The following is a 24781-nucleotide window of genomic DNA, read 5'->3' as shown; positions in this document are numbered from 1 at the left end:
ACAACTTCTCTTTTAACTTTATAATGGTTGGTTTCCTTTTAAAAAAACTTTTTTATTAATTGTTCTTTCTTTAACATTCCATATTTCATCGGCATAGCGCATGATTGTAAAGTCGGCTGAAAATGGACCTGAACTTGCAATGTTGATTAATGCCTTTTGGTTCCATAATTCTTGATTTTGATACAACGTATCTGCTCTTTCTTGTGCTGCAACAAAACTTTCAAAATCTTGTAAGACATAGTATTCATCGTTGTACTGGACTAATGAATCATAGATCACTCTGCCTTCTTCGACAATATCTGGGACAGTCCCATCTACCAAACACTCCAACACCTTATTCAAACGCGGATTATTTTCTAAAACTGCTTTAGAAGAATAATGACCTTCTCTATTCATGCGGTTTACTTCATCATTCGTCAACCCAAATAAGAAAATATTGTCTTCTCCCACTAGATCCTTAATTTCAATATTGGCACCGTCTAAAGTTGCCATAGTTAAAGCACCATTCAGCATCAATTTCATATTGCTTGTTCCAGAAGCTTCTTTACCTGCTAATGATATCTGTTCACTGATATCTGCAGCTGGGATGATCAACTCTGCCAATGAAACACCGTAATTTTCGATAAAAACAACTTTCATTTTATCTCCTACATCTGGATCATTATTTACTAATTTAGCCAGTGCATTGATAAATTTTATGATTTGTTTTGCATAAATATAACTAGGTGCTGCTTTTGCGCCAAAAATAAAGACTCTTGGTTGCAAATCGAGTTTAGGATCATTTTTAATTTTCAAATACCGGTCCAAGATATGCAAGGCATTTAGCAATTGACGCTTATAAGCATGCAATCTTTTGATTTGTACATCAAACAAAGCTGTCGGATCAAGTTCAATAGAATGTTTTTCTTTCACATATGCTGCGAATCTTTTTTTATTTTCCAACTTGATGTCGGATAATTGTTTTAATGTTTTTTTGTCTTTTGAGTAAGCTTTAAACTGTCTAAGTTCTGCTGGATTTGTTTTCCATTCTTTTCCGATTTTATCGTCGATCAACTGTGTCAGCTTTTCATTAGCTAAATGCAACCAGCGTCGTTGGGTAATTCCATTTGTTTTATTATTGAATTTAGATGGATACATTTCATAAAAATCACGCAGGATTTCCTCTTTTAAGATATCTGTATGCAACTGAGCAACGCCATTTACACTGTGGCTCCCGATAATAGCTAAGTTAGCCATTTTAATATTACCGTCTGAAATAATAGTTGTTCTATAGGTTAATTCTTCTCCATACAAAGGAATTTTTTTATCTATATGCCTTTGATTGATGGCTTCAATAATTTGATAAATACGTGGAATTAATTCTTGCACCATATGAACCGGCCATTTTTCCATCGCTTCTTGCATAATGGTGTGATTAGTATAACTAATCGATTTCTTCGTTATGTCCCAAGCTTTTTCCCAACTCATTCCTTCTTCATCTAGTAAAATACGCATCAATTCAGGAACACATAAAGCCGGGTGTGTATCATTTACATGAATTGCAATTTTATTTGGAAACTCACTCCACGGCAGTTGTTGCCTTTTGAAAAAGCGGATAATACTTTGAATCCCTGCAGATGTAAAGAAATACTCTTGTCGCAATCGAAGAAGCTGTCCTTCATAATTAGAATCATCTGGATAAAGTACTTCCGTAATTTGGTTAACGACTGCTCGTTCAGCACTTGTTTTGAAGTTTATTTCTTCTTCAGGAGGAATTTCTGCTGACCATAAGCGCAAAGTATTGACAACGTCATTCTCGTAACCAATCATTCCTGTATCATAAGGTACAGCAAGTATATTTTGAGTATTCGAATAAATAGGACGCAGCTTATTTCCTCCGTCTTCTTTTAAGTAAACTTCACCGCCAAAGCGGACCATAACGGCTTTATTTTCTTTTCTAACTTCCCAAATATTGCCGTTACGCAACCAGTTATCCGGCAATTCAACTTGGTATCCGTCTACAAATTTTTGCTGAAATAATCCATAACGGTAGCGTATGCCATTTCCGTTTCCAGGAATACCAAGAGATGCTATTGAATCCATAAAACAAGAAGCTAACCGGCCTAAACCACCGTTTCCTAAAGCAGGATCTACTTCTGATTTTACGATTGCCTCAAAATCTAAACCCATTTCAGCGATTCCTGCTCGAACAATATCCAAAATACCTAGATTCAATAAATTGCTTTTCAGCATACGCCCGGGTAAAAATTCCATTGAAAAATAGTATACTTGCTTAAATTGCTCGTCTTTATACAACTGATTTGTTTGGTTCCAATTATCAGAAGAATAGACTTTTATAAAATTCGCTAAAGCAGTATATTGCTGCGCTGAAGAAGATTCTTTTATATTTGAAGCATGTAGTCCTTCAAAGGTCTTCTCGAATTCTTGTTTAAATAGTTTAGTTGTTAATGTCATGTTTTTCTCCCCGTCTTCTTTGATTTAGATTAAAAGCATTTACATCAATAAGATTAAAGAAACTCCAACAAACAAAATAAGAATAGTTGCCTATTATTATGTGCCCGTTGAAGTTCTCCATTACGCCTTAAGTACTGCTGTATAGATTTGTCTATATTCCTTAGTTGACTTCTTCCAGCTAAAATCTTGTGCCATAGCTTGCTTTATCAATGAACCCCATATTTTGGGTTCATCATAGTAAACAGTCAAAGCACGATCAATCGTCTCAACCATAACAGCTGAACGAAAATCATAAAAACTGAATCCTGTCCCTTTACCTGTAAGAGGATTGAACGGTTGTACTGTATCTTTTAATCCGCCTGTTTCATGAACGATTGGTAATGTACCATAGCGAAGCGAGTTCAATTGAGAAAGTCCGCAAGGTTCAAACACTGAAGGCATGATGAATAAATCACTTCCAGCATAAATGTGTTGCGCCAAAGCTACATCAAAATCAACAATTATTTTAAATTTTTCTGGGTATTTCCAATTAAAGTAATTGAAACTATCTTCGTATTCTTTTTCTCCTGTACCTAAAATCAGAATTTGAATGTTTCGGTGCATTAATTCTTCTAGTTGCTCTCTTAATAAATCGCAGCCCTTTTGAGTAGTTAAACGACTAACCATAGACATTAAAGCTATATCTTTATTTACAGGCAAGCCCACACGTTCTTGCAAAGCTATTTTGTTAAGTGTTTTTCCTGCTAATTTTTCAGCAGAAAAATGTGCTGGAATGACATCATCTGTTTCAGGATCAAAGACCTCATAATCGATTCCATTTAAAATACCTTTTAATTTATAGTTGTTGTATCGTAATACACCATCTAGATTTTCACCAAATTGAGGCGTCTGTATTTCTTGCGCATACGTTGGACTGACCGTAGTGATTTGATCTGCGTAAAAGATACCACCTTTCAAACAGTTGATCTGATCATAATATTTCAACCCATGTTCATGAAAGGTATTGTACCCAATGCCATATAAATCAGACAATACGACTTGATCATAGATTCCTTGAAATTGTAGATTATGGATCGTTAAAATTGTTTTGATTGATTGATAATTTTTTATCCATTGGTATTTATCTTTTAGCAAGACTGGAATAATGGAAGTATGCCAATCATTTACATGCAATACATCTGGAATAAAGGCTATTTTTTCTAGCATTTCACAAATGGCTTGTGAGAAAAAGGCAAACCGTTCGCCATCATCTTCAAAACCATAAATACTTGGACGATCAAAGTAATAAAGGTTATCAACAAAATAATAGACAACCTCATCTTTTTCCAATTTTTTAATGCCGCAATATTGGCTTCTCCAACCAACTTTTACTTCAAACTGAACGACATCTTCTAATTGATCTTTGTATTTTTGAGGCATCGTGCTATATAAAGGCAATACCACACGTACATCTATGCCTTGATTTTTCAGCTCTTTTGGCAACGCACCTGCGACATCACCTAATCCGCCGGTCTTAAAGAAAGGGGCACATTCCGCCGCAGCAAATAATACTTTCATTTTTCAAATCCCCTTTTCAACAGTGATTTCACGATTTTTTTCAACGACTAATGGATTTTCTTTAGTCCCCTTTAATTTAACTCCTGGACCAATTTTAACACCCTTATCTAAAATAACGTAATCTAATTCTGCTCCCTCAGCAATTTTACTGCCTTGCATAATCAAGGAATGTCTGACGATTGCTGTTTTCTCAATTGTAACTTTACGGAAAACAATGGAATCCTCAACTATGCCATCTATTACACAATCGCTGGCAAACTGTGAATTAGTAATGTCTGCTTCTTTTGAATAATACGTTGGTGCGCCATTTTTCACTTTTGTAATAACCGGCTGGCTACGATAAAATAATGCATTGTAATTATCTTCATCAAGTAGATCCATATTTGCTTCATAATAACTTGAAATGGTTTCAATATGTTTCAAATAGCCCGTATACTCATAGCCATGTACAATATTTTTTTTCAAACTGTGTTTAATTAAAACGTTAATATCCCCTTTTATTCTGTTATTTGCTGCTTCAGTTGTTAATTCGATAAATTTATCCTTTTTCATAATCGCAATGCCCATTCCGATAGCCACTTTTGTCGCTTCTTTTGGAAGTTCGCTTGCAGGAAGTAAATCAACTAATTTACTTTCTCCTTCTATTTCAAAGGATAAACAATTATCAATTGAATTCGGTAAGCAAAATTCTCTTGAAACATTTTTATAGACCACAGTAATATCCGCTTTGTTTGCGATATGGCTTCTTAAAACAGCCTTTATATCTACATTACAAAGCATTTTACTGCCCATAACAATGACATATCCTTTTTTAGACTGTTGAACAAAATCAATTTGATCTTGATAATAACTACTGATTTGGTCTGATTCTAATTTTTCTAAAGCTTCTTTGAATTCAGCTCCTGAGTGAATGAATAAACCACCACCAACAGTCGACTCCATTCCCCAAGGGTATCCGCTTCTTACATGATCCAGTAATGCTCTGGCACTACCTCTTACGAATAATGCAACTGAATTGACTTCTGCACTATACAAACTGGAAAGAGGAAAATCAATCAGCCTATACCGTGAGCCAAATGGCAATGCTGCAACTGCTCTTCTTTTTGTTAAGGGCATTAATTTTGATTCTGATTCATCTAGATTCACAACTGCGCATAACTGTTCATTAGTCTTCATCTTTTAACCCTCCTACCTCTTCTGCATAGCCGACAACCGTAATATTTTTTTCGTCTCCATTGAGTTGTGCTCCATCATGGATTCGTGCATTTTCGCCGATAATGGCACAATTGATAGTTACATTCTCTCCTATTATTACATTAGCCATAATCAAACTATCTTTGACCGTAGAATTTTTCCCGATTTTAACATTAGGTGATAAAATTGAATGGTTGACTTCACCTGCAATATAACAACCATCTGCAACCATCGAATCTGCAACTTTTGATGTTTTAGTCAAAAATTGTGGTGGAGCAGAAGAATTTCGTGTATAAATCCTCCATGAAGAGTCTCTTATATTCAAGGCATGATTTGGATCTAAAAATTCCATATTCGCTTCCCAAAGACTTTCAATCGTTCCAACGTCTTTCCAATAGTCTTTGAATGCATAAGCAAATACATTTTCACTATTTCGCAAATAAGCTGGAATAACATCTTTTCCGAAATCTTCCATTGTCCGATTTTTAGCATGGTTGTCAATAAGATAATTTTTCAGCATAGGCCAATCAAAAATGTAAATACCCATTGAAGCTAAATTACTTTTAGGTTCAGTTGGCTTTTCTTCAAATTCAATGATTCGATCTGTCTGATCTGTATTCATGATTCCAAAACGTGGAGCTTCTTCGATAGGAACTGGAATAACACCTACTGTTAAAGCCGCCTTTTTTTCTTTATGAAATTCAATCATATCTTGATAGTCCATTTTATAAATATGGTCTCCAGAAAGCACTAAAAGATACTCAGGATTATAACGACTAATAAAATCAATATTTTGATAAATCGCATGTGCTGTCCCATTAAACCATTTTTCACCATCGACGCTTGAATAAGGTTGGAGAATAGTCGCACCACCATCATGCGTATTTAACCCCCAGCTCTCTCCATTACCGACATGCGTATTTAATTCAAGTGGCTGATACTGAGTCACCACACCAACATTTTTGATACCAGAATTCGCACAATTACTTAAAGCAAAATCAATGATTCGATACTTTCCACCAAAGGGGACAGCTGGTTTAGCTATATCTCTGGTCAACTTTCCAAGCCTTGTTCCTTGTCCTCCTGCTAAAATCATAGCTAATGTCTCTGTTTTTTTCATTGTACTATCGGAAAGATATTCTTGCCATCCTTCCTCTACCCTCCTTTTTATCATTTAATTTTTTGGTACTCCAAAAATTCTTTTTGGCCTTAAAATCAAAACGCTCATTGCTGGTATAATTAACTCAATCGTGTGGTCTTGTTGGTCAGTGGTTTCTTTCACTGTCTTTAACGGACCTTGATCTTTCGTCCAGACCCCACCGTACTCACTCATCTCAGTGTTTAAACATTCTTCATATAGACCTTCAAAGGGCACTCCGACTTTATAATTTTTACGTTCAACTGGAACAAAATTACAAATGACGATCACAAAGTCACGCGGTTTTTTCCCCTTACGAATGAACGATAAAATGGTCTCATCATTATCAACAGCAAAAATTTGAATGCCCTCTGCTTGATGATCTATTTCCCATAAAGCTCGCTCCATTTTATATAATTGATTTAAAGACTCCATAAAGTGTAAGTGCTTGGCATTCATTTCATCATCCAAATTTTGCCATTCTAAGCCTTCATGGATACGCCATTCTAGAAATTGACCAAAATCGTTGCCCATGAAATTCAACTTCTTACCCGGATGAACCATCATGTAAGCTTCTAATGTCCGTAAACTTGCAAATTGGTTGTAGCGATCACCTGGCATTTTATGCATCAATGATTTCTTTCCATGAACAACTTCATCATGAGAAAAGGGCAAAATAAAATTTTCATTGAAGGTATACATAAATGAAAAGGTGATTAAGTTAAAATTATCTTTACGGAATAAGGGGTCCATTTCAAAAAATTTCAATGTGTCATTCATCCAACCCATATTCCATTTATAATTAAAGCCTAATCCGCCCATGTGAACAGGCTTTGTGACTTTTGACCATGCTGTACTTTCCTCAGCAATCATTAATAAGTTCGGATGCCGTTCAAATACCTTTTGGTTCAATTTTTTTATAAATTCAACGCCTACTTTGTTGTGATTACTTCCATCTTCATTAGGTATCCACTCACCAATATCATAATCTAGATATAGCATGCTTGATACAGCATCGACTCTTAAACCATCTAAATGGAATTGTTCGATCCAATAAAAAGCGTTAGAAATCAAAAAGCTTTGAACCTGATTTTTTCCTAAATCAAAGTTCATTGTGCCCCATCGATTATTTTCAGCTTTGTTCTTATCTAGATATTCATATTGTGGTGTTCCATCAAAATAAACCATACCATAATCATTGCGATTAAAATGACCTGGAACCCAGTCCATCAGCACTCCAATATTTGCAAGATGAGCAGCTTCTACAAAATTTTGAAACTCTTCCATCGTGCCAAATTTTGAAGATAACGCATAATAGCCTGTCAGTTGATATCCCCAAGACGCATCTAAGGGGTGTTCCATCAGGGGCATAAATTCAATATGTGTATAACCCATCTTTTTTACATAAGGAATCAATTCATTTTGTAGTTCAGGAATGGTGTACCATGTATCATCTTCATGATGTTTCCATGAACTGAGGTGTACTTCATAAATATTTAACGGTCGTTCATAGATAGAGAACCGTTTTTTATTTGCTGTCCATAAACCATCTTTCCATTTCTTTTCAGGCAGTTTTTTTACAATTGAAGCATCCTTTGGCCTCACTTCGAATTCAAGCGCATAAGGATCGATTTTCAATTTTACCGTCCCATCAGGTTGTTCTATCCGGTACTTATAGCATTGTCTTTCCATAGCCAGCTCACTAAAGACTGTCCAGCAACCTGTCTCACCTATTCTTTCCATTTCAATGCCTACATGCCAATCTGAAAAATCTCCTACTAAGCTAACACTTTTTGCATTAGGAGCCCACACAGTAAATCGAAAACCAACTTTTCCTTCATAATTCTCTTGTTTGCATCCCATAGTCAGGTAACTATCAAAATGTTCTCCTGTATTAAATAAATACAACTCTTTTTCAAGATTATTTTTTATTTCTTCGTCTACCGAATTATTCGTCACTTGAGTCACTCCCAACTAAAGTTATTCTTTTAAAAAAAAACTGTTATTTTATCATCTTATTCTCATTTTACATCGTAATCGTTTAATAATCGACCTAAATTTTTAGTTTTTTGAAATTTTTTACGTTAAGCTATTATATTTTCAGTATACCATCAAAGTGCGAAAACGTTTACTTGTATGCAGTGATATAGTCATAAAAATAAAAAATCCCAGATAAAAGTCATAGAATATTTACTTGGATTAAACTAAAAGATTGCCTATTTTTCATCAATTAAATTTCTTTGTTAGCTATTTCAATGCACTAAGCAATCAATATCACATTTGCTAAATCAAACTAAAACCAGCATAAATTGTTCGCTAGCTAAATTTCAGGACAACATTACTAGTAGGTTGACAAAAAAATTAGTACTTGCCTAATTGCTGACCAAATACTGTTCAATTCACAAAAAATTAGATAGATTCAGAACAATCAGTTTAAATTTATTTTTTTATGCATTCTAAATTTTTTGTTAAATTACTAAAAAAGCTAGTAATTTTCGACTTAGATGTGCGTATTGGTCTCATAAATGGTAAAATAGAGGTAGCTAAGATAAACTTATCCTTAGTTTATATAAACAAAGAAACTTATATTAAGGAGGTGAATATATTGGAAATTCTATTATTAACGGTTGGTTTTATTGGCATAGTGATAGCCGCACTAACGCCTCAATCTACTATTGGAGGACTTTTGGCATTAGCAAGTTTTGGAGGTTATTTTTATATGAACAGTCTCGAGAATTGGGTTCCAATTATTATTTTTGTTATAGGAATTTGTTTGCTCATTTTCGAAGTTTTTATACCAGACTTTGGCGTAGCAGGCATCATCGGTTTTTTCTTAATTATTGGTGGCGTTTATTTAACCAACAATGATTTTGCGTCAACATTGCGTGATCTAAGCATCGCCGTGGTGGCTTCTTCATTTTTGGTCATCATGTTAGTACGAAGAGGCTACTCGCTAGCTCATTTAGAAAAAATTGTCTTAAAAAATAATTTGGACAAAAAAAGTGGTTTTTCAAGCAACACTGATGCTTCTAGTTATTTAGGAAAAACTGGATCAACGACCACACCTCTTAGACCGTCTGGAAAAGTACGGTTTGAAGATTCAGAACTAGATGTTCTCAGCACTGGTGAACATATAGATACTAATGTTTTAGTGGTAGTAACAAAAGTAGAAGGATATAAAATTATTGTTAGGAGAGTGGATTAAATATGTTCCCAAATACTGAAAACACAACAGACTGGATAGGATTTCTATTCATAGCCATTATCGTTATCATTGTCATTAGCTTATTTTTCCGTTTTGTACCCGTTGGATTATGGGTAACAGCTTATTTCTCAGGTGTTAAAGTCAGCATAGGGACACTTGTTGGAATGCGACTAAGACGTGTAGCTCCACAAGATATCATCCGCCCGCTGATCAAAGCAACAAAAGCTGGTTTAGATATTGATATCAACGAATTAGAAGCCCATTATTTAGCCGGTGGTGACATCAATCAAGTTATTAATGCTTTGATTGCCGCACAACGTGCAAATATTGATTTAATTTTCAAACAAGCTGCTGCAATTGATTTAGCAGGAAGAAACGTTTTTGAAGCTGTTCAAGTCAGTGTTAACCCTAAAGTGATTGAAACACCTGTCATTGCTGCTATGGCAATGAATGGTATCGAAGTTAAAGCGCGTGCTAAAGTAACCGTTCGTGCAAATATCGAACGCTTAGTTGGTGGAGCTGGTGAAGAAACGATTATTGCTCGTGTTGGTGAAGGAATCGTAACAACTGTTGGTAGTGCAGCAAAACATACAGATGTGTTAGAAAATCCGGATTCTATCTCAAAAACGGTTTTAAGAAAAGGACTAGATTCTGGTACTGCATTTGAAATTCTTTCAATTGATATCGCTGATATCGATGTTGGCCGTAATATTGGTGCCAGCTTACAAATGGAGCAAGCTCAAGCAGACAAAAATATTGCACAAGCAAAAGCTGAAGAAAGACGCTCAATGGCGATTGCACAAGAACAAGAAATGATAGCTGAAGTTCAAAAAATGCGTGCTCGCGTTGTTGAAGCTGAAGCTGAAGTACCTTTAGCCTTAGCTGAAGCATTCAGATCTGGTAATATAGGTGTTATGGATTATTACAACATGAAAAATATTAATGCCGATACTAAAATGAGAAACTCTATTTCCGGTTCTACAGAGAGAGAAAGTGATCAATAATGGATTCAATATTAGGCCTTATTACTTTGTTCGCTGTAGGGACTACATTCTTTTCTATTGTCGCAGCTATTTATCGCTTCTTCCTTTCATTAGTTGTTAGTCCGTCTCCTTCAGTCAATAATCAAAGCCGATTTTCTCGAAGTTCGGATTCAAAAAGTGAAGATCCGGTTTCTTTAAAAGATGCTTTTTACGCTAATGAAAATACTAGACAAAGATCAGGAAAGAACTCAACTGTTGGTGCTTCACAAAAAAGAAATCAACAGACACGTTCAACTCAAACGTCCAGTCGTGTACAGCAAGAAGCTACAAATAAAAGAGCTGTAGAATTGCAGCAAGATCTAAAAAAACGATCAGATACTGCTCGCTCTTCTTCTTCAAGATCAACAAATTTTCGTGAAAATAATTTCAAACAGGATACCAGTCAAACATCCTTTGGACGAACCGATTTAACTACTTTAGTTCCAATTGAAAAAGTTACGTCTAAAAACAAAATGGCTGATCAGTCTAGGTCTAAAAAAAATCAAAACCAAAGAGATTTTGTAAAAGGGATGATTTACAAACAGATTTTAGATGAACCTCGTAGTTTGAAAAAATTTAGATAAACCAAAAAACCATCAAGAAAGTTCCTTAACTGGAACTTTCTTGATGGTTTTTATATACATATAAACTTTTTATTTTTTCTTCTCCTCTTCGTATTCTAGTGCCTCAAATCCTTGAACCCCAGAACTGACTCGAACAACATCTTCAACATTGTAAACAAAAATCTTTCCATCCCCAACTTTTCCAGTATACAAGGCTTTTCTAGCTGTTTCGATAACTAAAGAGACTGGAATTTTACTCACAACTATTTCTAATCGTATTTTTGGCAATAGATCGGCTTCTATTTCCACTCCTCTATAATAAGCGGTATGTCCCTTTTGCACGCCGTACCCTTGTACTTTTGTCACTGTCATGCCTGTGACGCCAATCGTATTTAAAGCTTTTTTCAAATCTTCAAATTTAGTCTCATTCGTTATAATATCTACTTTCATTAATGTGGTATCTTCTTTTCCTTTAATTGAATCAGATGACTTAGCATAAGCCGGTTGCTGTTGCACTTCAACCGTTTGATCGTTAATAGGAATAGCATCTATACCAGCAAAAGCTAAACTAGGTTCTTGATTGCCAAATTTAACCCCTTGGAATACAGGTTTTTGACCAAAAGGAACGGTAACAAAATCACCATAACTTGATTCTAAACCATGTTCGGAAATATCCATACCAACAATTTCTTCTTCTGGAGTTACCCGTAATCCAATCGTTTTATCAACCAGTTTAAAAGTAATAATCATAGTTACAGCTACCCAAGCGGCTACCGAACCCACGCCTAAAGCTTGAATTCCTAAGAGATTAAACCCACCACCATAAAGTAACCCTCCGTCAGTTGCAAAGACTCCGACTAAAATGGTTCCCAAAGCTCCAGAGATTCCATGAACCCCAAAGGCTCCAACAGGATCATCAATTTTAGCTTTCTTTTCAACAAATTCGATTCCATAAACTAAAGCAACAGCAGAAAGAGCTCCAATAGCTACGGCTCCAAATGGTGAAACAATTGCACAACCTGCAGTAATTCCAACTAAGCCAGCTAATGAGCCGTTTAGTGTCATCGAAATATCTGGTTTGCCATATTTCACCCACGTTATTATCATCGCCACCAATGTAGCCGTCGCTGCTGATAAATTCGTATTTAAAAGAATCGTTCCAATAAGAGTCAATGATTCATCTCCTGTTGCTGAAATCGTTGAGGCTCCATTAAATCCAAACCAAGCAAACCAAAGAATGAAAACCCCTAGTGCTCCTAAAGTTAAACTATGACCTGGGATTGCTTTTACTTTTCCTTCTTCATCGTATTTTCCAATTCTTGCTCCAACAATCTTCGCTCCAATTAGTGCCGTTACTCCTCCAACCATATGGACAGCTGTTGAACCAGCAAAATCGATAAAGCCTAATTGAGCTAACCATCCTCCGCCCCAAATCCAATGTCCAGAAATAGGATAAACGACAGTAGATATAATCAAGGTATAAACTAAGTACGCACTAAATTTTGTTCTTTCCGCCATTGCCCCAGAGACAATCGTTGCTGCCGTTGCTGCAAAAACCGTTTGGAACATCAAGAATACATATCCTGGAATAGTTGTATCGTAATTCCCTTGTACAAACAAATCAGGCGTTCCAATCAAACCTGCTATACTTGGACCAAACATGACCCCAAATCCAATGATCCAATACATTAAAGAACCGAGTACAAAGTCCATTAAATTCTTCATAATGATATTGCCTGCATTTTTTGCTCTAGTGAATCCTGTCTCGACCATTGCAAAACCAGCTTGCATAAAAAAGACTAAAACAGTTCCAACGATTACCCATAATGTATCTACTGATGAAAACATATTGTTGCCCCCTTTTTTTATTATGTTATAAAATCTAACATTAAAAAAAGAGTCAAACAAGTAATTTACTCAAAAAAGCAAAAATAAAACAAAAAACCTATCAATCCATGTTACATTTTCTGACATTGATTGGCAGGGCTTCTGTTTTATTCTTCATTTAGTTTGTAATTATACAATGCTCCAATGATATTTCCGTTGTTTCCAAATTTACTTTCCATAATAGTTGGTATTACAAAAACCCCTTCTCCTAATTCTTCTTCATATACTTTTTTTACATTCTCTTTGATTAGTTGAACCAATAATGGATTTCCGCTGATTCCACCACTAATAATCACTCTTTCTGAATCTAAAATCGTTTGCAGATTAAACAATTGAATGGCTAATGTGTAGCAATAATCATTTAAACAATTTGCAGCTTTTTTATTGCCTGCTTCAATTAATTCGTACATTTTGTACCCATCGACAGACTCTACCGGAATTTCACATTGAATAGCTAGTTTTTGAAACAACCTTTTTATTCCATTTTGAAATCCAAACATATAATCAGTATCCTTACTTTTAGCAACATTTGTTTTAATAAAAGAAAATTCTCCTGCTGAATAATGTTGTCCTTTAAGTAATTCTCCATTTACAACTATTCCTCCGCCAATGCCGGTTCCTAGATTGAGCATGATGCCATGTTGGATATTTCTTAAATTCCCTTTCCATAATTCGCCAAGCGTAGCAGCCTTTCCATCATTTTCTACATGAATAGTTGTTTGACATCTTGTTTCCAACATTTCGACCATATTCATTTTTTTAATGTACTTTAAAGATCCACCGTGGACCGCATAGCCTGTTTTGGAATGAATAATGCCAGGCATACTGATAGCCATCCCTTCTATCTGATGAGCATATTCATCATAGATATCTCCCATCATATCTAGAAAACATGTTAAAGACTCCATTGGTGTTTTTCTAGTTTTTATGGTCCCTAACTCGCCTTGATCATTAATCAATCCATAATTTGTTTCTGTTCCTCCAATATCAATACCTAAGTAAACCATTATTCTTCCCTCCCTCATATATAAAACCGTTTATTCATTAGACTTAGTTTACCACTATTGCTTAGTGAATAGAACGTTTACATTAACAGTTATCTAACAAAAAGTATTGCTCTAAAAAAACAGACTCGAAGTAAAAGTATGTGAGCCACCTGATTTAACCACACTAAAATACTAGACTGTCATTGACTCATTTGTTTCATCAAACAAAGGTTATGTAATACAAATCTTTCTTTTTGTCACACAACTAACATTATAAATGCTTCTTAACTATGATATACTTTTCAGGTAAGCAAAAAGCAAGGTAATTTTATGGGGGTAAACAATTGAAAAAGAAAATATTGACAGGAATTATGGCTACGATGATATTTGCTAGTCCGTTTTTACCAACTATCGCTCAAGCTGATACTTTGGAAGAAATGGAACAACAAAAAAACGAACTCGACTCACAGTCATCAGAGCTTAATAATAAAATTGAAGAACAAGATAGCACTTTAACTAATTTAGAATCAGAAAAAGAATCTCTAGAGGCCGATATTACTAGCCTACAATCGCAAATTGATGAAACAGTATTAAAATTACATGATCAAGAACAAAAATTAGAAGCGTCTAAAGCAAAAGTTGATCAATTAAAAAAAGAAATTGAAGATTTAAAAAAATTAATTGATCTACGAACAGGTAAGCTTGAAAATCAAGCTCGTTCTGTACAAACTGATGGCAGCACTTCTAATATGATAGGTCTTCTTATAGCTGCTGAAAGTTTTACAGACTTAGTAGGCCGCATAGGTATCGTCAACCAATTGGTTACTGCCAACAAAGATATTGTTACTGCACAAGCAGCTGATCAGGCTACGTTAAAAACTAATGAAGTAAAAGCGAACGCTGAAAAAGTTGCTATTGAAGAAACAAAAAATGCTATTGAACTATCAAAAAATAATTTAGTTGCTCAAAAAGCTGAAATGGATGATAAAATCGTTCAAGTTGCTATTCAATATGATATGACCGAAGATGAAAAAAATACATTTGTTAAAGAACAACAAGTAATTGCTACTCAAACAAGTACACTATCAGAAGATATGCAAATAGAACGTCAACGTATCATTGAAGAAGAACAAGCTAGACAATTAGCCATTCAACAAGCAGCCGAAGCTGCGGCTGAAGAAGCGGCTAAAGCTGCTGCAGCTGAAGAGGCTAGATTGGCTGCTATAGAATCTCAAGAAAAAGCTGAGCAAGAAGAACTCACTAAACAAGCAGCTGCTCAAGCAGCGACTGCTAAAAAATCAGCTGAAGAAGCGGCTGAACAAAAAGCGGCAATTGCCAGCGCCAGCTCTTCTGCTAAGAAATCAACCAGCTCTAACAAGTCTACTAGTTCATCAAGTAATTCTACAAGCTCTGCTAAACCAAGCAGTTCTGTTCCGGCAAAACAACCGGCAGCTACACCAAAACCAGAAGCTGCTCCATCATCTAGTTCTAATTTTATTCGACCTAGTGGTGGTTACATGACTTCAGAATACGGTTATCGTGTACATCCTATAACGGGCGTTTATAAACTACATGGCGGTACTGATTTTGGTGGCGGCGGACCAATCGTTGCTTCTAAGGGTGGCACAGTTGTCATTGCTGGATACCATTCATCATGGGGTTATTATGTGAAAATCGACCATGGCAATGGTATGCAAACACTTTATGCTCATATGGTTTCCGGAAGCTTACTTGTTTCTCCGGGACAACAAGTTTCTCAAGGACAACAAATCGGTACAATGGGAACAACTGGTTCTTCTACTGGCGTACACTTACACTTTGAAATGTACAAAAACGGAAGTCGCGTTAACCCTGCATCTTATTTATAAAATATAAAACGTAATCAAAAAAAACAGCTCATTCATTTAAAAGTGAATGAGCTGTTTTTTTAGGTTTATTCATAAATCTTTTGACAGATGAAATTAGGATGTGATTAAAATCAGAATCGAACAACGAGTGCAACCTAATGAATCAAATAAAATAGTCCACTATTTTGAGTTACTCAAATGCAAATTGGCATCTCAGTTGCTCGAACTAACCTTCGTTCCCACTACTCATATACACATCGAAGGCTCAGTTACTCGAACTAGCCCTCGTTCCCACTACTCATATGCAAATCGGGGTCTCAGTTACTTGAACTAGCCCTCGTTCGCGCTACTCATATGCAAATCGAAGGCTCAGTTGCTCGAACTAGTCTTCGTTCCCACTACTCATATGCAAATCGAAGGCTCAGTTACTCGAACTAGTCTTCGTTCGCGCTACTCATATTCAAATTGGGTTTTCATTTACTCGAACTAGCCCTCGTTCGCGCTACTCACATGCATATCGAAGTCTCAGTTGCTCGAACTAACCTTCGTTCCCACTACTCATATGCACATCGAAGTCTCAGTTACTCGAACTAGCCCTCGTTCAATTAATTTATCAAAACTAAAAATTATAGCTCCCATTTATCATAATACCTACTAATGAACTTTCTTAACAGAGGAAATAAAATTGGCGCTAATATCAGATAAAAACCAACATTTCCTGCTGCATGTAGTGTATCAAAAGGAATTCCCGAAGCATAATAAACCCAGAAATTGGCAATCCCAAAAAACGGAGCTTGGATCAGAGAAATTAAAAAGCCGTATAAATATCCTGTGAATCCAGCATATAAAAGCATAAAGCCAAAGGGAATTTTATTAAACAAGGGTTTGATGATCAATCCCGTAATTAAAATGACTCCCCAGAACGAAACAATTTGAGCAATCGTCCATACACCCATTCCGAGCGTTACATTAGACAGAATAATCGACAAGGTAGCTACAATCAACCCATCCATCATACCAAGGGTTAGCGTTAAGATAATTAAAATAACGGTCACAGGTTGGATGTTCGGTAAAAATTGCAGCAATTGACGACTGACTTGGCAAAGTGCTGTCATAAAGGCGAGCAAAGTTATTCTTTGGATGGATAATTTTCCAATCATTTTATTGCAAAGCATTTAGAAACCAGTTTACTTGATCTCCATCTTTCAATTCATAGTCAGCTGCGCCTACCGCTGCTTCTTCATTGTTTACTTCATACATCCAATATTTCCCTAGTTTTTCATCAATCTCCATCTCTTCAATAGAAACGACATAACCATCGTTTTCTATAACTTCATATTGTTCTTTTAACGAATCTAACACCGTAGTACCTTCTTCTACTTCTAGCTCTTTTGTTGTGTCCTCAACTTTCTCCCCATCTTGTTCTAACGAAATCACAATAGAGAGTGTTTCTTTTGTTTGACTTTCAACTGAGCTGCTGCTTATTGCTGAAGATGCTTCTTCTTGTGTACCTATATTTCCACAAGCTGCCAAGCTAAAAGTTGTAAATAAAATCAGTCCAAATTTAAAAATTTTCATTTTGTTTATTCCTCCATCTATTAATCTTTTTATGATCTTTGCTATTTCTATGTAAATAAAAATTGCACAAACATAATTTTCTAACTAAAAACTCTTATTCCTTAAACCACTATATACCAGTTCGTTTTGTTTTTCAACCACAACATGTTGTAGTGAAAATAAAAAAATTGAGTCAATTGACTCAATTCTATTTTTTGCTTATTCGACTATTTGGTCTACATCTTGCTCATGAGCTTGTTTATAATGGTGTGCCAAACATCTGGACGATATAAAGATTTTCCCCATTATAATGAACGCCAATACCCACTTCTTCAAAATCCTTATTCACCATATTTTCATAATGACCTGGACTCTCTTTTAATCCCTTAAACAACCATTCAGCCATTTCTTTTTCAGCTAGATAGTTAGTTCCCATGGCTAGGTTCTCTCCTACTAATTGATAGGAATACTCCACACCAGATTCTTCTAAAACTGTAAAAGTAGCTCTGCCATCCGGGCGAGTATGAGAAAAAGATTCTTCAGTTTCAATTGCTCGAATATTAGCTGCATTTCTTAATTGATCATTAGTAGTTACAGGTGAAACACCTACTTCTACTCTCAAATTATTTAATAGCTCTAAAACTCGATTTTCTACAACTGCAACATCAATTTCATATGTGTCCGTTGGATTATTCGCACTGGTACTTGCTGAGTTTGCACTTGTTGATTGTTCTTGTTCACTACTATTCGGAACTTCATTTACCATTACTATTTGGTTGCTTGGCAATTTATCCACGACTTGAGAAATCGTATCTCCGATTTTTGTTCCTTCTAGAATAGTTGAACTTCCAAGCCAGTAGCCAAAACCAATCAATATCAGCAACAGCAGACTATATGAGAAAAATTTTCTCATCCCATCAAACCTTTCTTGTATACTATCTGTCTTACTAAAGGTAGTATACCAAAAATTAGTGACCACACATATAAGCCAAGAAGAAAACAATTGTTCTATTTTTAATTTTCAGCTTGCTATTCCTTGTTTATTAGGTATAGTTAAGAAATTATTATTTTTTCTATAAAATAAGTCTTTAGAATCAAAACTGGTCAATTATCGTGTATAGTAATATCAGATACTATAAAAAAATTATAAGGAGACTTTTATGGAAGCTTGGATTCAAGGCATCATGGAACAATTTGGATATATAGGTGTATTCTTACTTATTATGGTAGAAAATCTATTTCCTCCTATTCCTTCAGAAATTATTTTAACCTTTGGTGGTTTTATGACGACCAGTACGAATTTAACTATTTGGGGTGTTATTTTAGCTTCAACCCTTGGTTCTATGATTGGGGCAATGATTCTTTACGGAATCGGTTTATTGTTAGATGTGAAACGTTTAGAAAAAATCGTTGATCGTTGGGGCCACATCTTAAGATTAACACGTGATGATATTCATAAAGCAGATAAATGGTTTGATAAATATGGCATATGGACTGTGTTCTTTTGTCGTTTTGTTCCTTTGATCAGAAGTTTGATTTCGCTGCCAGCGGGGATGTCAAATATGAATTTTGGCCTTTTCCTATTCTTTACAACCATTGGGTCTCTTATTTGGAACACCGTACTCATTTACCTAGGGGCTGCTGTTGGTTCGCAATGGGAAGTTATTGTTCATTACATGGATATATACTCTAATATTGCTTATGCTTTAATGGCTATTGCAATTGTTGTATTCATCTTTTGGTTTATTAAAAAAAGAAAAAAAAATAAAGCATAATTTTAACAAATCGATAAAAACCAAAAAAGACCTTTTCTTGATGAAAAGATCTTTTTTTGCTTTTGGATACTTATTTAAATTCTTCTATTATTTTGTCTAACGTTTTCTCCATTGATTTTCCTACCCACAACCAGTCAACTTTGATTATTCCGGCCGAGATGCCTGAAATGATTGTTGTCAGCCTTACTTGTTCATTTTCTAAAGGATAGATATGTAGAGTCAAACTTGTTATACTCTCATTTCTGTAAAAAATTTTTTCAAAAACGGTTAAATAGCCTGTTCCATACTCAACCTCAAATCCAAAAGTAGTCGATTGTTCATAATTTTCAAGGATTAACCTTTTTTTGATATGCTCTAGAATAGCAGAACTATTTCCGTTTAAAATAACTTGTTTTTCAATCACCTTTTCTCCCCCTATAATTCTATTCCACTTCACTTCATTGTGTTAAAACTTCTGTTTCAAAATAATGTATGAGACAGAAGCTTTTTCACTCTATCTCTTTTTCATACTTAACAATCAATTGTCTTGCAGCTTTCACTTCATCCAAGCGTCTTACCGTAGTTTTATATGGAGCGTTTAAAACCATTTCAGGTGTCTCTTCTACTTCCCTTGCTATCTGGATCAATGCATCAGCGAATGCGTCTAGCGTTTCTTTGGTCTCAGTTTCTGTTGGCTCGATCATGATTGCTTCATCAACGATCAACGGAAAATAAACCGTTGGAGCATAATAACCGAAATCTAGGATTCGTTTTGCAATAGCGGTTGTTGGGACACCTAATTTCTTCTGTCTTGAACCAGATAAAACAAACTCATGCTTACTGTATTGGGTATAAGGGGCAGTATAATACGGTTCTAATTTCTTACGTAGATAGTTGGCATGCAGTACCGCACTTTGGGATACTTGACGTAATCCTTTTGGACCCATCGTTCGTAAGTAAGTGTATGCCCGGACATTGACACCAAAGTTGCCATAATACCCTTTTACTCGGCCAATAGAATCAGGGTAGTCCGTATTTAAAACGTACTGATCTCCTTGTTTTTCAATTCGTGGAATGGGCAAATAAGGAATCAAAAATTCTTTAACACCTACTGGACCAGAACCGGGTCCTCCCCCACCGTGTGGGGTACTAAACGATTTGTGTAAATTTAAATGAACAATGTCAAAGCCCATCATTCCTGGTGTTGTTTGACCTAAAATAGCATTCAAATTTGCACCATCGTAATAAACGAGTCCGCCTGCTTGGTGAACGATCTCTGCTATTTCAATGATATCTTTTTCAAAAATACCTAGTGTATTCGGATTGGTCAACATCAATCCGGCAGTATCAGAGCCGACTCGTTTTTTCAATTCGACTAAGTCTACAGTCCCATTCGTATTAGAAGGTATCTCGACCACATCAAATCCAGCAGCATGAGCACTAGCTGGATTGGTTCCATGAGCAGAATCTGGCACTAAAACTTTTGTCCTAACCGCTTCATGACCATTTTTAGTGTGATAGGCTTTCATCATCATCAATCCTGTCCATTCTCCTTGAGCACCGGCAGCCGGCTGTAAGGTAATGGCATCCATTCCTGATATGACTTGCAGATTTTCTTGTAATTCATATAATAATTCAAAAGCTCCTTGAACTGTCTCGAGTGGTTGGAATGGATGAATCGCTGCAAATCCAGCATAACGAGCTACATCCTCGTTGATTTTCGGATTGTATTTCATCGTACATGACCCCAATGGATAAAAGCCATTGTCCACACCAAAATTCTTAGTTGATAGAGACGTATAATGACGCATCAACTGTGGTTCGGATACTTCTGGCAATTCAGTTGGTTCTTCACGAATCAACTGCTTTGGAAACTTAGTTGTTAATTCAATTGTAGGAACATCACTTTCAGGCAGACTAAAAGCTGTACGTCCGGGTTGACTTATTTCAAAAATCAATTCATTGTACTCCGTCATTTGTACATTTCCTCCAGTACGTCAATAAAGTCATCTATTTCTGCTTTTGTCCGTTGTTCTGTAACGGCTATTAGCATAGTGTTTTCCATGCCATAATCGGGCTCCATATCGAATCCCCCAATAAAGTTTTTTTGAAGCAGGTATTGATTGATGTCTTTTATCGGTCTATTAAGTTGCACAACAAATTCATTGAAAAACGGGGCTTTATTTTTTACTGAGAAACCCTTATTTTCCAATTGTCTCGCCATATAATCGGCTTTTTCAATATTGAGTTGCGCCATCTTTTTTATGCCTTCTTTACCTAAAGCAGACATGAAAACTGAGGAAGCTAATGCATTTAAAGCCTGATTAGAACTCATATAAGAAGTCGCTTTTTCGCGACGGATATGTTGTTCTCTGGCTTGAAGAGTCAAGACAAAACCTCGCTTACCTTCTGTATCCGTTGTCTGTCCAACGATACGCCCTGGAATTTTGCGCATGTATTTCTTCTTGACTGCAAAATAACCACAGTGCGGTCCGCCAAAGTTCATTGCCAATCCCATCGGTTGCATATCACCTACTACGATATCCGCTCCTAATTTTCCAGGTGCCTCTAGTAAAGCTAAAGCTAAAGGATTAGCCATCACAATCAGTAAAGCTTTATGAGTTGCAGCACGTTCTTTAATGGCTGTTAGATCCTCAACTGAACCCAAAAAATTAGGGTACTGGATAATAACAGCCGCTGTTTCATGATCTATCTGCTCTGCTAATAAGGTTAGATCCGTGATGTCATTTTTTAAATCCACCTCTTGAACTAGGTAGTCATGACCGTTCGCAACCGTTTGAAGTACTTGTCTTCCTTGGGGATGGACGGCTTTAGAAATCAGGATTTTAGCGCGTTTCGTTGCTCTAACAGCTAAAGTTGCTGCTTCTCCAAGCGAAGTAAAACCATCATATAGAGAAGAATTTGCTGCATCCATACCAGTCAGTTCACATACCATCGTTTGAAACTCGAATAATGCTTGAAGCTCTCCTTGACTAGCTTCAGCCTGATAAGGCGTGTAAGCTGTGTAAAATTCGGAACGCGAAATAACATGGTCAACCACGCTTGGAATATAATGGTCATACGTTCCTGCTCCTAAAAACAACGGATAGTTATGAGCTGTAGCATTTTTAGCTGCTAATCGTCTCATTTTTTTGGTTAAAGTTGATTCATCCATTGCTTGCGGGATCGACAACTCTTCTGTTAACCTGATTTCTGCTGGAATATCTGAAAATAATTTATCAATTGATCCAATCTCCAAAGTATCCAGCATCTCTTTTTGGTCTTGTTCAGTATCCGGAAGGTAGCTAAATTCGTTCAATCGCTTATTCCTCCTCTTCAGCTGCTAATTCAGCAATATAAGTGTTGTACTGCTCTTCCGTTAACAATCCTTGTAATTCAATCGGATTTTCTAATTGAATTTCAGTGAACCAGCCTTCTTCAAAAGGAGAGGCATTAACGAGTTCTGGCCCGTCTTCTAATTCTTCATTAACAGCTATAATAATTCCAGTAACAGGTGAAAAAACTTCCGAAGCTGATTTAATGGATTCAACAGTCCCCATTTCACTGCCGACAGAAACCTCTGTGTCTACTTCTGGTACTTCTACATATACAACATCTCCAAGTTGTTTAACGGCGTATTCAGTGATCCCTACACGAACTATGTTTTCCCCTAATGGCAATATCCATTCATGGTCTTTACTATATAATCTATCTTCTGTCATCGTCAAAACACTCCTCATCTTTAAGTATCTATTCTAGTTTTTTGTCATTTTTATTTTTTATAAAAGGGGGTTTGCACAACTAAAGCGTCTACTAACTTATTGCGTATCTCAATTTTTACTTTTGTGCCGACTTCGCTTTTGTTTGCAGTCAAAAGAGCTAATGCAATACTTTTACCTACTGTGGGCCCTTTTGTTCCTGAAGTGATCAAACCGATTTCTAAACCGGCTTCATCAAAAACTTTGTATCCGTGTCGCGCAATCCCTTTTCCAACTAGTTCAAGACCTTTTATTCTCTTATCTACTCCTTTTTCTAATTGAGCTGTTAAGGCAGCTTTCCCAATAAAATCAGCTTCTTTTTTAATTTTAACAGCAAAGCCAATACCTCCTTGAAGAGGTGAAATCTCATCTGAAAGCTCATTTCCGTATAACGAAAGACTCGCTTCCAAGCGCAATGTGTCACGTGCACCCAGTCCGCAAGGCTGTAAACCCTCATCTAAGCCTACCTCAAGCAGTAAATACCATAATTTTTCGGTTTCTTCCGCTTTCAGATACAATTCAAAACCATCTTCTCCAGTATATCCCGTACGAGAGATAAGTACCGGAGCAAGGCCTTTCAATTCAACATGTTGGATGAAATGAAAGGGTTTAAGTTTATTCAGGTCAACATTTGTTAACTTTTGTAAAATTTTTTCAGCATGAGGGCCTTGCAAAGCTAACAAGCCAATGTCTTCTGATCTATTTTCTAGCACAACATCTTCAGTTAAGTGTTTTCCCATCCATTGAAAGACTTTATCGCTATTTGAAGCGTTCGGTGTAACCAAATATTCCTTTTCATCTAGCTTAAAAATAATCAAATCATCAATTGTACCACCTTTTTCATTAACAAGGGCATTGTATTGCGCCTGACCAACTGTTATCTTTGAAACGTCATTTGTTAATATATAATCCAAAAACACTTCAGAATTTTTTCCTTTTACAAGAATCTCTCCCATGTGGGAAACATCAAATAGTCCAGCACATATACGGACACTTTTATGTTCATCTATAATACTCGAAAACTGAACGGGCAAAGCCCAGCCTCCAAAGTCCATTAACTTCACGTTGTTTTCTTTATAATACTTAAACAACGGCGTTTGTTTCAATTCTTTTGCCATTTTGTATCCCCCATTTATTCATGATATGGAACAACTAACTATTCAACTAGAAATTTTATCGGTTGTTTTAATGAGTTCAATTTAACATTTTTGTAAACTCTTTCATAGGCCAAAAGTTATTTTTGCTGAAAAAAGTATCGTTTGTTTGGCGCTTTTCTCCGATAAGCATTATAATTGCTTTTTAGAGTTGTTTCTTTTAAAATTTTCAATGAAAACGTTTGCTATCACTAGTGGATTATACTCTATTTAATGGCCTTGAAAAGGAGGGTTTCTCATGATTACGTTATATTCATCTGCGAGTTGTACTTCTTGTCGCAAAGCCAAAAGCTGGTTAGAAGAACATGACATCCCATTTACTGAAAAAAACGTATTTACTGAAAAAATATCCGATCAAGAACTGAAATCTATTTTGCAACTAACAGAAAACGGCACAAATGAAATTATCTCACAGCGCTCACAGGCTTTCAGAGACCTAAAAATCAATATAGACGATATGCCTTTAGGAAGAGTATTGAAACTGATTCAGCAGCATCCTGGAATCATCCGTCGTCCTATTCTTGTTGATGATAAAAGGTTATTGGTTGGTTATAATGAAGAAGATATTCGTTGCTTCTTACCAAGGGATATCCGCAAACTAGAGTTTTCAAAATTACACGATCAATTGCCAGTCAACTTCTAATGGTAACTCGATGTATAGTTAGATCCCATATATAAATAAAGACCCTTGTTTGCTTAACTAGC

General features: G+C 35.9%; 21 protein-coding genes. 6 read left to right on the top strand and 15 right to left on the bottom strand.

What is annotated here, in order from left to right; genetic code table 11:
* Nucleotides 1-18: 18 nt before the first annotated feature.
* From BP17_RS03925 to glgB, 5 genes are all read right to left on the bottom strand, one after another.
* Nucleotides 19-2454, bottom strand: coding sequence for a glycogen/starch/alpha-glucan phosphorylase (locus BP17_RS03925; protein WP_035051863.1), 2436 nt, complete (start codon nt 2452-2454; stop codon nt 19-21).
* Nucleotides 2455-2574: 120 nt separating this feature from the next.
* Nucleotides 2575-4011 carry a glycogen synthase GlgA gene (glgA, locus tag BP17_RS03920; RefSeq protein ID WP_035051862.1) on the bottom strand — a complete coding sequence of 479 codons (1437 nt, stop codon included), beginning with the start codon at nt 4009-4011 and terminating at the stop codon, nt 2575-2577.
* A gap of 3 nt (nt 4012-4014) precedes the next feature.
* Nucleotides 4015-5187 (bottom strand): glucose-1-phosphate adenylyltransferase subunit GlgD, encoded by a 1173-nt coding sequence (gene glgD, locus BP17_RS03915; RefSeq protein WP_035051860.1) that lies wholly within the window; start codon nt 5185-5187, stop codon nt 4015-4017.
* On the bottom strand, nt 5177-6325 hold the full coding sequence (locus BP17_RS03910) for a glucose-1-phosphate adenylyltransferase (RefSeq protein ID WP_035055094.1): 1149 nt from the start codon (nt 6323-6325) through the stop codon (nt 5177-5179). The genes glgD and BP17_RS03910 overlap by 11 nt, the downstream gene beginning before the upstream one ends.
* A gap of 54 nt (nt 6326-6379) precedes the next feature.
* Nucleotides 6380-8302 carry a 1,4-alpha-glucan branching protein GlgB gene (glgB, locus tag BP17_RS03905; protein WP_051910442.1) on the bottom strand — a complete coding sequence of 641 codons (1923 nt, stop codon included), beginning with the start codon at nt 8300-8302 and terminating at the stop codon, nt 6380-6382.
* Nucleotides 8303-8939: 637 nt separating this feature from the next.
* On the opposite strand from glgB, the gene BP17_RS03900 reads away from it, so the two are divergent.
* From BP17_RS03900 to BP17_RS03890, 3 genes are read left to right on the top strand one after another with little or no spacing between them, the layout of a single operon-like run.
* The gene (locus BP17_RS03900) at nt 8940-9548 is read left to right on the top strand and encodes an NfeD family protein (protein ID WP_232219595.1); all 609 of its coding nucleotides are present in this window, start codon (nt 8940-8942) and stop codon (nt 9546-9548) included.
* A gap of 2 nt (nt 9549-9550) precedes the next feature.
* Nucleotides 9551-10552 carry a flotillin-like protein FloA gene (gene floA, locus BP17_RS03895; protein WP_035051855.1) on the top strand — a complete coding sequence of 334 codons (1002 nt, stop codon included), beginning with the start codon at nt 9551-9553 and terminating at the stop codon, nt 10550-10552.
* Entirely contained in the window at nt 10552-11154 is a 603-nt protein-coding gene (locus BP17_RS03890) for a hypothetical protein (RefSeq protein WP_035051853.1), read from the top strand. Before floA ends, BP17_RS03890 begins: the two co-directional genes overlap by 1 nt.
* A gap of 69 nt (nt 11155-11223) precedes the next feature.
* Here the strand turns inward: BP17_RS03890 and BP17_RS13730 are convergent, their stop codons facing one another.
* Nucleotides 11224-12981, bottom strand: coding sequence for an ammonium transporter (locus BP17_RS13730; protein ID WP_035051851.1), 1758 nt, complete (start codon nt 12979-12981; stop codon nt 11224-11226).
* Between the two features lie 146 nt (nt 12982-13127).
* Nucleotides 13128-14027, bottom strand: a complete 900-nt coding sequence (locus tag BP17_RS03880; protein WP_035051849.1) for an ROK family protein — start codon at nt 14025-14027, stop codon at nt 13128-13130.
* 323 nt (nt 14028-14350) lie between these two features.
* Here BP17_RS03880 and BP17_RS03875 point away from each other — a divergent pair, with 323 nt between their 5' ends.
* Nucleotides 14351-15874 carry a M23 family metallopeptidase gene (locus BP17_RS03875; RefSeq protein ID WP_035051847.1) on the top strand — a complete coding sequence of 508 codons (1524 nt, stop codon included), beginning with the start codon at nt 14351-14353 and terminating at the stop codon, nt 15872-15874.
* 605 nt (nt 15875-16479) lie between these two features.
* Here the strand turns inward: BP17_RS03875 and BP17_RS03870 are convergent.
* From BP17_RS03870 to BP17_RS03860, 3 genes are all read right to left on the bottom strand, one after another.
* Entirely contained in the window at nt 16480-17028 is a 549-nt protein-coding gene (locus tag BP17_RS03870) for a metal ABC transporter permease (protein ID WP_051910441.1), read from the bottom strand.
* On the bottom strand, nt 17015-17431 hold the full coding sequence (locus tag BP17_RS03865; protein WP_035051844.1) for a DUF4430 domain-containing protein: 417 nt from the start codon (nt 17429-17431) through the stop codon (nt 17015-17017). Before BP17_RS03865 ends, BP17_RS03870 begins: the two co-directional genes overlap by 14 nt.
* Before the next feature lie 238 nt (nt 17432-17669).
* Entirely contained in the window at nt 17670-18323 is a 654-nt protein-coding gene (locus tag BP17_RS03860) for a CAP domain-containing protein (RefSeq protein ID WP_035051841.1), read from the bottom strand.
* A gap of 247 nt (nt 18324-18570) precedes the next feature.
* On the opposite strand from BP17_RS03860, the gene BP17_RS03855 reads away from it, so the two are divergent.
* Nucleotides 18571-19185 (top strand): DedA family protein, encoded by a 615-nt coding sequence (locus BP17_RS03855; RefSeq protein WP_035051838.1) that lies wholly within the window; start codon nt 18571-18573, stop codon nt 19183-19185.
* Nucleotides 19186-19255: 70 nt separating this feature from the next.
* Here BP17_RS03855 and BP17_RS03850 read toward each other — a convergent pair whose 3' ends face one another.
* The 5 genes from BP17_RS03850 to gcvT all read right to left on the bottom strand — a co-directional run bounded on the left by BP17_RS03850 (nt 19256) and on the right by gcvT (nt 24040).
* Complete coding sequence (locus tag BP17_RS03850) at nt 19256-19588, bottom strand: DUF6054 family protein (protein ID WP_156955996.1); 333 nt, start codon at nt 19586-19588, stop codon at nt 19256-19258.
* Nucleotides 19589-19673: 85 nt separating this feature from the next.
* Complete coding sequence (gene gcvPB / locus BP17_RS03845) at nt 19674-21140, bottom strand: aminomethyl-transferring glycine dehydrogenase subunit GcvPB (protein WP_035051835.1); 1467 nt, start codon at nt 21138-21140, stop codon at nt 19674-19676.
* Nucleotides 21137-22483, bottom strand: coding sequence for an aminomethyl-transferring glycine dehydrogenase subunit GcvPA (gene gcvPA, locus BP17_RS03840; protein WP_035051833.1), 1347 nt, complete (start codon nt 22481-22483; stop codon nt 21137-21139). The genes gcvPB and gcvPA overlap by 4 nt, the downstream gene beginning before the upstream one ends.
* Before the next feature lie 4 nt (nt 22484-22487).
* Nucleotides 22488-22886 (bottom strand): glycine cleavage system protein GcvH, encoded by a 399-nt coding sequence (gcvH, locus tag BP17_RS03835; RefSeq protein ID WP_084676261.1) that lies wholly within the window; start codon nt 22884-22886, stop codon nt 22488-22490.
* Between the two features lie 50 nt (nt 22887-22936).
* Nucleotides 22937-24040, bottom strand: coding sequence for a glycine cleavage system aminomethyltransferase GcvT (gene gcvT / locus BP17_RS03830; protein ID WP_035051828.1), 1104 nt, complete (start codon nt 24038-24040; stop codon nt 22937-22939).
* A 274-nt stretch (nt 24041-24314) separates the two neighbouring features.
* Between gcvT and spx the strand changes: the two genes are divergently transcribed.
* A complete protein-coding gene (gene spx, locus BP17_RS03825) occupies nt 24315-24719 on the top strand; it encodes a transcriptional regulator Spx (protein WP_035051825.1) in 405 nt (134 codons plus the stop codon).
* The last annotated feature ends 62 nt before the right edge of the window (nt 24720-24781 follow it).

Origin of the sequence: Carnobacterium pleistocenium FTR1 (assembly GCF_000744285.1) — a bacterium.
Taxonomy (GTDB): domain Bacteria; phylum Bacillota; class Bacilli; order Lactobacillales; family Carnobacteriaceae; genus Carnobacterium_B; species Carnobacterium_B pleistocenium.
The sequence above is the reverse complement of the archived record's forward strand: the minus strand, read 5'-3'. Positions and strand labels throughout refer to the sequence as shown.

Coding starts and splice junctions, on each gene's coding strand:
- BP17_RS03910 (WP_035055094.1), bottom strand. CDS start 6,325: ATGAAAAAAACAGAGACATTAGCTATGATTTTAGCAGGAGGACAAGGA.
- glgD (WP_035051860.1), bottom strand. CDS start 5,187: ATGAAGACTAATGAACAGTTATGCGCAGTTGTGAATCTAGATGAATCA.
- BP17_RS03925 (WP_035051863.1), bottom strand. CDS start 2,454: ATGACATTAACAACTAAACTATTTAAACAAGAATTCGAGAAGACCTTT.
- BP17_RS03855 (WP_035051838.1), top strand. CDS start 18,571: ATGGAAGCTTGGATTCAAGGCATCATGGAACAATTTGGATATATAGGT.
- gcvPB (WP_035051835.1), bottom strand. CDS start 21,140: ATGACGGAGTACAATGAATTGATTTTTGAAATAAGTCAACCCGGACGT.
- gcvH (WP_084676261.1), bottom strand. CDS start 22,886: ATGACAGAAGATAGATTATATAGTAAAGACCATGAATGGATATTGCCA.
- BP17_RS03890 (WP_035051853.1), top strand. CDS start 10,552: ATGGATTCAATATTAGGCCTTATTACTTTGTTCGCTGTAGGGACTACA.
- glgA (WP_035051862.1), bottom strand. CDS start 4,011: ATGAAAGTATTATTTGCTGCGGCGGAATGTGCCCCTTTCTTTAAGACC.
- spx (WP_035051825.1), top strand. CDS start 24,315: ATGATTACGTTATATTCATCTGCGAGTTGTACTTCTTGTCGCAAAGCC.
- BP17_RS03870 (WP_051910441.1), bottom strand. CDS start 17,028: ATGCTTTGCAATAAAATGATTGGAAAATTATCCATCCAAAGAATAACT.
- BP17_RS03860 (WP_035051841.1), bottom strand. CDS start 18,323: ATGAGAAAATTTTTCTCATATAGTCTGCTGTTGCTGATATTGATTGGT.
- gcvT (WP_035051828.1), bottom strand. CDS start 24,040: ATGGCAAAAGAATTGAAACAAACGCCGTTGTTTAAGTATTATAAAGAA.
- BP17_RS03880 (WP_035051849.1), bottom strand. CDS start 14,027: ATGGTTTACTTAGGTATTGATATTGGAGGAACAGAAACAAATTATGGA.
- BP17_RS03865 (WP_035051844.1), bottom strand. CDS start 17,431: ATGAAAATTTTTAAATTTGGACTGATTTTATTTACAACTTTTAGCTTG.
- BP17_RS13730 (WP_035051851.1), bottom strand. CDS start 12,981: ATGTTTTCATCAGTAGATACATTATGGGTAATCGTTGGAACTGTTTTA.
- floA (WP_035051855.1), top strand. CDS start 9,551: ATGTTCCCAAATACTGAAAACACAACAGACTGGATAGGATTTCTATTC.